The sequence below is a fragment of the Acidovorax sp. genome, from assembly GCF_046339755.1.
Lineage (GTDB): Bacteria > Pseudomonadota > Gammaproteobacteria > Burkholderiales > Burkholderiaceae_C > Acidovorax.
Genome location: NZ_JBKDTZ010000240.1, coordinates 1 through 9379, shown reverse-complemented (window position 1 = coordinate 9379; position 9379 = coordinate 1). Strand labels below are relative to the sequence as shown.

6 protein-coding genes are annotated in these 9379 nt (G+C 70.8%); 4 read left to right on the top strand and 2 right to left on the bottom strand.

The annotated features are described in order from the left end of the window. The first annotated feature begins 184 nt into the window (after positions 1-184). Entirely contained in the window at positions 185-1507 is a 1323-nt protein-coding gene (locus ACK59X_RS20650) for an AI-2E family transporter (protein ID WP_409960263.1), read from the top strand. A gap of 28 nt (positions 1508-1535) precedes the next feature. Here ACK59X_RS20650 and ACK59X_RS20645 read toward each other — a convergent pair whose 3' ends face one another. Together ACK59X_RS20645 and ppc are read right to left on the bottom strand one after the other, a co-directional pair. Further along, positions 1536-3593, bottom strand: coding sequence for an EAL domain-containing protein (locus tag ACK59X_RS20645; protein ID WP_409960264.1), 2058 nt, complete (start codon positions 3591-3593; stop codon positions 1536-1538). A gap of 90 nt (positions 3594-3683) precedes the next feature. Further along, positions 3684-6473, bottom strand: coding sequence for a phosphoenolpyruvate carboxylase (ppc, locus tag ACK59X_RS20640; protein WP_409960262.1), 2790 nt, complete (start codon positions 6471-6473; stop codon positions 3684-3686). A 116-nt stretch (positions 6474-6589) separates the two neighbouring features. Here ppc and hemC point away from each other — a divergent pair, with 116 nt between their 5' ends. The 3 genes from hemC to ACK59X_RS20625 form a co-directional block, all read left to right on the top strand. Continuing rightward, positions 6590-7543: a hydroxymethylbilane synthase gene (gene hemC / locus ACK59X_RS20635; RefSeq protein WP_409960261.1), complete on the top strand. Its 954-nt coding sequence runs from the start codon at positions 6590-6592 to the stop codon at positions 7541-7543. A 4-nt stretch (positions 7544-7547) separates the two neighbouring features. Next, positions 7548-8351 carry a uroporphyrinogen-III synthase gene (locus tag ACK59X_RS20630; protein WP_409960260.1) on the top strand — a complete coding sequence of 268 codons (804 nt, stop codon included), beginning with the start codon at positions 7548-7550 and terminating at the stop codon, positions 8349-8351. Beyond that, the coding region (locus tag ACK59X_RS20625; protein ID WP_409960259.1) for a uroporphyrinogen-III C-methyltransferase at positions 8348-9379 on the top strand (1032 nt) is incomplete at its 3' end. The genes ACK59X_RS20630 and ACK59X_RS20625, both read left to right, overlap by 4 nt.

Sequence of the window (9379 nt, the reverse complement as noted above, 5' to 3'; positions counted from 1 at the left end):
GCCCTGCGGCAGGCCGCCGGGCAATGGTTCAACTTGCATGCAGCCATGCTAGCAGCCTGGCCGCGAGCCCATCGCGCGAATAGCGAGGCAATTGCGTTGCATTTGCGCGGCAGGCGCCGGACGGCCTGCGCGATGGCGCGGGCACCTACACAACATTTGCTCACAGTGCGTGACAATCCCCGGCATGACCGCCGCGACAGCCCCCTCCGACCCCAGCGCCCCCTCCACCACCCCGCCGCCGCAGGCACCGGCGGCCGCCGCAGGCACCGACATGGAGCCCGGCGCCCTGCAGGCACCGGCCCCGGCGGCCACGACAGTGCCACCGGAGCCTGGCCCCGCTGGCAGCCCTCCTGACGCCACCGCTGCGGCGGCTCCCCCCACCCCACCGCCGCTGGCAGCTCACGCCCCGCTGATGCTGCAGATGCCGGTGGACGTGCGCAACCTGCCCCTGGCGCTGCTGGCCCTGTTTGCCGGCGTGGCCCTGCTGCACTGGGCCAGTGCCGTGTTCATACCGCTGATGCTCAGCATCCTGCTGACCACGGCGCTGCGTCCGGCTGTCAACACCCTGCGCCGCTGGCACATCCCGCGCCCCCTGGGTGCCGCCGTGCTGCTGATCGCTATCGTGGGGGGCATGGCCAGCATGGCCTGGTCCCTGAGCGACCAGGCGACGCAGCTCGTCGACTCACTGCCAGTGGCTGCCAAGAAGGTGCGCGACAACCTGCGCGCGCGCGCCGGCATGCCCAGCACGCTGGACACCATGCAAAAGGCCGCCGCCCAGATCGAGCAGGCCGCCGCCGAGAGCGCGGCCGCCGCCCCCTACCGGCGCGGCGTGCAACGCGTGGTGGTGGAGCGCCCGCCCTTCAACATCCGCGACTACCTGTGGAGCGGCACCATGGGCCTGGTGTCGGCGGTGGGCCAGCTCACGGTGGTGGTGTTCCTGACCTACTTCGCCCTGGCCTCGGGCAACCTGTTCCGCCAGAAGCTGGTGCGCATCGCCGGCAGCAGCCTGGAGCGGCGCAACATCACCATGCAGGTGCTGGACGACATCACCGGCCAGATCCAGCGCTACCTGCTGGTGCAGGTGTTCACCAGCATCCTGGTAGGGCTGGCCACGGGCTTTGCCTACTGGGCGCTGGGCCTGGAGAATGCCGCCGTCTGGGGCGTGGTGGCCGGCGTGCTCAACCTGGCGCCCTACATCGGCTCGGCGCTGACGGCCGGCGCCTCGGCCCTGGTGGCCTTCCTGCAGTTCGGCACCATCGACATGGCCCTGGCCATCGGCGGCGCCTCGCTGGTCATCCACACCCTCATCGGCAACCTGCTCACGCCCTGGCTCACCAGCCGCACCAGCAGCATGAGCCCCGTGGCCGTGTTCGTGAGCGTGCTCGCCTGGGGCTGGCTCTGGGGGCTGTGGGGGCTGCTGCTGGGCATCCCCGTCATGATGGCCGTGAAGGCCATCTGCGACCGGGTGGAGGACCTCAAGCCGGTGGGCGAGCTGCTCGGGGATTGAGGCCGACGGCGCACGGCAGGGTGCGCCGTCACGCCGACTGGGTCGCCACGCCGGCCACGCAGCGCTGCACGAAGGCTGGCAGATCGTCGGCCGCCATCGCACGGCCGTAGTACCAGCCCTGCACCTGCAGGTCCATGCCGCCGGGCAGGGCCTGCAACTGCTCCAGCGTCTCCACCCCCTCCACCACGATGCCGACCTCCAGGCTCTGGCAGAAGTGCAGCAGGCCCTGCAGCAGCCGGGCACCGCGGGGCTCTGCGCTGGCCACCACGAAACTGCGGTCGATCTTGATCGTGTCCACCGCAAACGCGTGCAGGTAGCTGAGCGACGAGTAGCCCGTGCCGAAATCATCGATCGCCACCCGGGCCCCCACCGCGTGGATGCGGGCGATGGCCTCGCGCATCTGGCCCACGTCCGCGGCCAGCGCGTCCTCGGTGAGCTCGACGCTGATGCAGCCGGCGGCCGGCGCGATCAGCGCCACCAGCCGCTGGCAATGCGCAGCCGACATCAGCGTGGGCCCCGTGACGTTGATGGAGATGGGCAGCACGAAGCCCGCATCGCGCCAGCGCCGGTACTGTTGCAAGGCCGCATCCGCGACCCACAGGTCCACGTCCTTCATCAGCCCGGCCTCGGTCAGCCAGGCCCGGAAGGCCCCCGGGGACTGCGTTCGCCCTGTGGCATCCCGGGCGCGCAGCAAGGCTTCGCAGCCCACGCATTCGCCCGTGCGCGGCGACACCTGGGGCTGGTACTCCAGGAAGAATTCGTACTCGCCCATGCGGCGCACCTGGGCCAGCAGTTCGTCGCGGCCTGCCTGGCGCTGCTGCGCCAGCACCACAGGGTCGCTGGCATACAGGCGGCCCTGCTCCTGCAGGCGCGAGAAGGTCGTGTCCAGCCCCGGCAGGTGCACCGTGGTGGCATTGTGGCGCTCCAGCGCCCGCACCGCCGGTGCGTAGATGCAGGCGCCCAGCAGCACCAGTGCCAGCTGCAGCGCCACCGCCGGCCAGGAGCCCTGGGTGCTGGCATAGGCGTTGAAAAGCACCGGGGCATTGAGCGGCATGGACGTGGCGGCCACCGGCACCCAGCCCGCCTGCACGGCAGCGAGCGCCAGGCAGGCGTTGACGGCCGGCACCAGGATGAAGGGCAGCAGCAGGCGCGGATTGAGGATCAGCGGAATGCCGAACAGCAGCAGCTCATTCACGTTCAGCAGGGCCATGGGCAGACTGGCCAAGGCCAGCAGGCGCAGGCCGGGGCTGCGCGCGCGCCACAGCACGGCCACCACCAGCGACAAGGTCGCGCCCGCCCCGCCGATGAAGGCAAAGGCCCCGAGCATGCCGGCGTTGAGCAGGTAGGGAGGCGGCTGGTCGGCCAGCACCTCGATGGCGTTCCATCCCACAGCCATCTCCAGCACCTGGAACAGGGGCTGCAGGGCATGGTAGCCATGGATGCCGAAGAACCACAGCAGCGAATTCACGCCCGTGATCGCCACGGCATTCAGGTACGGCCGGTCCGGGTCCACCACGTCCAGGGGCAGGCTCCAGTGCGCCAGGCCTTGCCATTGCTGCAGCAGGGTCAGCACCCCGACCAGCAGGCCCGCCGTCAGCACGCCCGGGAGCAGCATGTTCATGGCATCTTCCACGTTGTCGCTGACCAGGGAGCCGCGCGACAGCTGCAGCCAGCGCACCCGCATCAGCCGGGCCATGAGGGGCACATTGACGATGGGCGAGGCGATGGCGATGAACAGCACCAGGGTGGCGGCGGCACGCGGCTGCCCGCGCAGCAGGTAGGCCGCCAGCGCCACATAGACAAAGCACAGAAAGGCCACGGGCAGGCGCGGCAGGCTGTGCCGGATGGCCAGCATGTAGCCGATGGAGGCGGCGATCAGCAGCGGCAGGATGCGGCTGATCTCGGCATGCAGGCCGGCCAGCAGATCGGTGGTCTCGGTGGGCAGGCCCAGCATGCGCGTGAGCACCGACGAGACGAGGAACACCGCCGACACCATGAGGCAGGGCAGCACCCACAGCAGCCCCTCGCGGATGGCGCGCATGGAGTCGGCGCGAGCAACGGCCTGCAGCCGCAGCGACAGCCGCATTTTCAGGGCCGCAACATCAATGCCCACACCATGCCCTCCCGGTGCCCATGCTAGCAGGCGGACGCCGGATGGCAAAGCGGGGGCGTCGGCTCAGCCCGTGTTGCGCAACCCGGCCGCGAAGCCGATGATCGAGTTGTGGATACCCGGCTGCACGCGCTCGGCGCCCTGGCCCGCGCGCCAGCGGCGCACCAACTCGACCTGCAGGTGGTGCAGCGGGTCGATGTACGGAAAGCGGTGCTTGATGGAGCGCGCCAGCGCCGTGTTGTGCGTCAGGCGCTGCTTGTCGCCGGTGATGCGCGTGAGCGCCTCGGCGGTGCGGTGCCACTCGGTCTCGATGGCGGTGAAGACCTTCTTGCGCAGGCGCGCGTCGGTCACCAGCTCGCTGTAGCGCGAGGCCAGCGCCAGGTCGCTCTTGGCCAGTACCATGTCCATGTTGGACAGCAGGGTGCGGAAGAACGGCCACTGGCGGTACATCTTCTGCAGCAGCGCGAGCTGCGCCTTCGGGTCCTTGCCCTCGGCGTTGACGAAGGCATCGACCGCCGCGCCGAAGCCGAACCAGCCCGGCAGCGTGAGGCGGCACTGGCCCCAGCTGAAGCCCCAGGGAATGGCACGCAGGTCCTCGATCTTCTGGCTGGCCTTGCGCGAGGCGGGGCGCGAGCCGATGTTGAGCTCGGCGATCTCGCGGATCGGCGTGGAATTGAAGAAGTACTCCGTGAAGCCCGGGGTCTCGTACACCAGCGCGCGGTAGGCGCCCATGCTGGCCAGCGAGAGTTGCGAAGCCGCCTCCAGGAAGGCCTTGGTGGCCGGCTTGGTCGGCTGCAGCAGCGTGGCCTCCAGCGTGGCGGCGACCAAGGTTTCGAGGTTGCGCCGGCCGATCTCGGGGTTGGCGTACTTGGAGGCGATGACCTCGCCCTGCTCCGTCAGGCGGATCTGGCCGCGCACGGTGCCCGGAGGCTGGGCCAGGATGGCCTGGTAGCTCGGGCCGCCGCCGCGGCCCACGGTGCCGCCGCGGCCATGGAACATGCGCAGCTGGATGCCGTGGTTGGTGGCCAGCTCGTCGAACAGCTCCACCAGCGCGATCTCGGCGCGGTACAGCTCCCAGTTGCTGGTGAAGATGCCGCCGTCCTTGTTGCTGTCGGAGTAGCCAAGCATGATGTCCTGCTCGCTGCCGCTCCTGTGCACCAGGCCCGCCACGCCGGGCAGGGCGAAGAACTCGCGCAGGAAGTGCGCGGCATTGCGCAGGTCTTCGATGGTCACGAACAGCGGCACCACGATGAGGTCGTTGCGCGCAGCACCGTCGAGCGTGCCGCGCATCAGGCCCACTTCCTTTTGCAGCAGCAGCACTTCGAGCAGGTCGCTCACCGTCTCGGTGTGGCTGATGATGTAGTGGCGGATGGCCTGGTGGCCGTAGCGCTGGCGCATGGCCAGGGCCGCCTCGAAGATCGCCAGCTCGCCGCGGGCATGGTCCGAGTAGCTGGCGCCCACCACGCGCAGCGGGCGCGCGTCGTTGAGCAGGCGCAGCAGCAAGGTGCGCTTGTCGGCCTCGGCCAGGGCGGAGTACCCGGTTTCGATGCGCGCCGCGGCCAGCAGTTCTGCGACCACCTCCTCGTGCTTGTCGGAGCTCTGGCGCAGGTCCACCGTGGCCAGGTGGAAGCCGAAGACCTCCACGGCGCGGATCAGCGGGTGCAGGCGCTCGGTCGACAGGGCCTCGCCGTGGTGCGATTTGAGCGATGCCTGGATCACGCGCAGGTCGGCCAGGAAGGCTTCGGCGCTGACATAGGGGTTCTGCGGCGCCACGGCATGGCGCGCGGCCTCGCCGCCGGTCAGCTCCTTGAGCGAAGCGGCCAGGCGCGCGTAGATGCCGGTCAGCGCACGACGGTAGGGCTCGTCCTGGCGGTGCTCGTTGGTGTCGGGCGAGCGCGCGGCCAGGGCCTCCATCTCGGCCGACACCTGCACCAGGCGGGCCGACAGCGACAGCTCGCCGCCCAGGTAATGCACCTCGGTCAGGTAGTGGCGCAGGGCCACCTCGGCCTGGCGGCCCAGGGCGTACTGCAGGGTCTGCGCGGTCACGTTGGGGTTGCCATCGCGGTCGCCGCCGATCCACTGGCCCATGCGCAGGAAGCTGTGCACGGGGTACTGGCCCAGCTCGGCCTCCAGGTCCGCATAGATCTTGGGGATCTCGCGCAGGAAGGTGGCCTCGTAGTACGACAGGGCGTTCTCGATCTCGTCGGCCACGGTGAGCTTGCTGTAGCGCAACAGGCGCGTCTGCCACAGCTGGGCCACGCGGGCGCGCAACTGGGCCTCGTTGGCGGCCAGCTCGCGCGGGGTGAGCGCGTCCTTGGCGGTGTTGTACAGCTGGGCACGCACCTGGATATCGTCGCGCGCGGCCAGCAACTGGGCAATGTCGCGCTCGGCGTCGAGGATGCTCTTGCGCTGCACCTCGGTCGGGTGGGCCGTGAGCACCGGCGCCACATAGCTGCCGGCCAGGGTCTGGGAGATGGTCTTGGGCGCGATGCCGGCCCAGCGCAGGCGCGACAGGGCAACCTCGATGCTGCCCTCCTGCGTGTCGCCCGCGCGCTCGTGCACGGCGCGGCGGCGGATGTGGTGGCGGTCCTCGGCCAGGTTGGCCAGGTGGCTGAAGTAGGTGAAGGCGCGGATCACGCTCACCGTCTGGTCGCCCGACAAGGCCTTGAGCAGCTTCTTGAGCGCGCGGTCGGCCTCCTGGTCGGCATCGCGGCGAAACGCCACGGAGAGCTTGCGCACCTGCTCCACCAGCTCGTAGGCGGCCACGCCCTCCTGGTCCCGGATCACATCGCCCAGAATGCGGCCGAGCAGGCGGATGTCGTCAATCAGGGGCTGGTCCTTGTCGGATCGTCTCATGCGTTGGGTCTCCGGGAATGGGGAAGGCCACTGCAGGCGTCCCCCTGCACCGGCCACGAGTGCGGGCGCATGCTAGCATCCAGCGCCCCTGAATGATTACAAACAGGTTACGAATCTTGAGCTCCGCCGCGCCTTCCCTGCCCCATCCCATCGTCATCGCCACGCGCGAAAGCCGCCTGGCCTTGTGGCAGGCCGAGCATGTACAGGCCCTGCTGCAGGCCCGCGGCCACACGGTGGAACTGCTGGGCATGACCACCAAGGGCGACCAGATCCTGGACCGCTCCCTGTCCAAGGTGGGCGGCAAGGGCCTGTTCGTGAAGGAACTGGAAGTGGCACTGGAAGAAGGCCGCGCCCATATCGCCGTGCACTCGCTCAAGGACGTGCCCATGGAGCTGCCCGAGGGCTTTGCCCTGGCCTGCGTCATGGAGCGCGAAGACCCGCGCGACGCCTTCGTGTCCCCCCGCTACGCATCGCTCGCCGAACTGCCCCAGGGCGCGGTGGTCGGCACCTCGAGCCTGCGCCGCCAGGTGCTGCTGCAGGCGCTGCGGCCCGACCTGCGCATCGAGCCGCTGCGCGGCAACCTCGATACGCGCCTGCGCAAGCTCGACGAAGGGCAGTACGACGGCATTGTGCTCGCAGCCGCCGGCCTCAAGCGCCTGGGCCTGGAAGCGCGCATCCGCACCGCGTTCGACGCCACCACCATGCTGCCCGCCGCCGGCCAGGGCGCCCTGGGCATCGAGGTGCGCAGCGACCGGCAGGGCCTGATTGCCGCACTGGCGCCGCTGGCCCACCAGGCCACCTGGCTCACCGTCGCCGCCGAGCGCGCCGTGAGCCGCGCCATGGGCGGTAGTTGCTCCATGCCGCTGGCCGCGCATGGCACGCTGGGTGCCAACGGTACGCTGCAACTTGATGCGGCCTGGGGCGACCCCGAAGCTCCCCATGCGCCTCTGGTGCGCGCCCAGGCCAGCGCCACCGTGGCAAGCTTGGCCCAGGCCGAGGCCCTGGGCGACGAAATTGCCCGCCGCCTGCGCGAAGCTGGCGCGCGCGGCGTGGATCCGGCCTCTGCCTGACGCCATGGCCCCCGTGGCGCCCCGGCTGATCGTCACGCGGCCCGAGCGCGAGGCGGCCGAATGGGTGGCACAGCTAACCACACGCGGACTGGCCGCCACGGCACTGCCGCTGATCGCCATCGGCCCCTGCACCGACCCCGCCGCCGTGCAGGCCCTGGCCGATGCACGCGAACGCCTGGCCCAGGCGCCCGGCTACCGTGCGCTGATGTTCGTGAGCAGCAATGCGGCGCTGTATTTCCTGCCAGATGCCCTGCCGCTGCCGGCCGGCACCCGGGCCTGGGCCCCTGGCCCCGGCACGGCACGTGCATTGGAGCAGATGGGTGTGCACGCCGCCGCCATTGATGGCCCGGCCCCCGATGCCCCGCAGTTCGACTCCGAATCCCTGTGGCGGCAGGTGGGCGCCCAGGTGCGGCCCGGCGACCGCGTGCTCATCGTGCGCGGCCGCTCGGCCGGGGTGCATGAATCCGCCGAGGGCTCGGGCCGCGACTGGCTGGCCCGCCAGGTGCAGGCCGCGGGCGGCCAGGTGGACTGGGCCGTGGCCTATGAACGCGGCGCACCCCGCTTCACGCAGGGGCAGAAGGCACTGGCACAAGCCGCGCTGCAGGACGGCTCGCTCTGGCTGCTGAGCAGCTCCGAGGCCGTGGCCCACCTGGGCGAGGCCCTTGCCGGCCAGTCCTTTGCGGCCGGCCGTGCCCTGGCCACCCACCCGCGCATTGCCCAGACCGCTCGGGCCATGGGCTTTGGCCATGTAAGGGAGTGTCGGCCGGCGCTGGAAGACGTGGTGGCCTCGATAGAATCGGCCCCATGAGTTCCGCGCCCCTTCACGACCTGCCCGCCGCAGCCCCCTCCACTCCCGCCGCCGCTGCCCACCAGCCCCCGGTGGTGGGGCGCGGCCGCAGCCTGCCCACCCTGCTGGTGGGCGTGCTGGCCGTGGCGGCCGTGGCCAGCAGCGGTCTGCTGTGGCAAAAGCTCAGCGTGATCCAGGAGCAGCTGGCGCGCCAGTCAGCCGACTCGGGCGCCCTGGCCATCGAGGCGCGCACCATGGCCCGCCAGGCCGAGGAACTGGTGCGCGAGACGGCGGCCCGCCTGTCGGTGGCCGAGGCCCGCGTGAGCGAAGTGGCGCTGCAGCGCAGCCAGCTCGAAGAACTGATGCAGAGCCTGTCGCGTTCGCGCGACGAAACCCTGGTGGTGGACATCGAATCCGCCATCCGCCTGGCGCAGCAACAGGCCCAGCTCACCGGCAGCCTGGAGCCGCTGCTGGCCGCACTCAAGACCGCCGACCAGCGCATCGAGCGCGCCGCCCAGCCGCGCCTGACCCCGGTGCAGCGCGCCATCGGCCGCGATATCGAGCGCATCAACCGCGCCCAGGTGACCGACACCGCCGGCCTGCTGGCCCGCCTGGACGATCTGGTGCGCCAGGTGGACGAACTGCCCGTGCTCAACGCCGTGGCCCAGGCGGCGGCCAGCCGGCGCCTGATCGCATCGCCGCCCAGCGGCTCAGCGCCCAGCGTCGACACGCCTTGGTGGCAGGCCACGCTGCAGCGCAGCTGGGAGGTGGTGCGCGACGAGGCACGCCACCTGGTGCGCGTGAGCCGCGTGGACCAGCCCGAGGCCGTGCTGCTGGCCCCCGAGCAGACCTTCTTCCTGCGCGAGAACCTCAAGCTCAAGCTGCTCAATGCGCGCCTGGGCGTGCTGGCCCGGCAGTTCGACTCTGCCCGCGCCGACCTGGCTGCGGCGACCACTGCGGTCAACAAATACTTCGACCCGGCCTCGCGCCGCACGCAGACCGCGGCCACGGTGCTGCAGCAGGCCCAGGCCGGCATGAAGGCGGCCGAT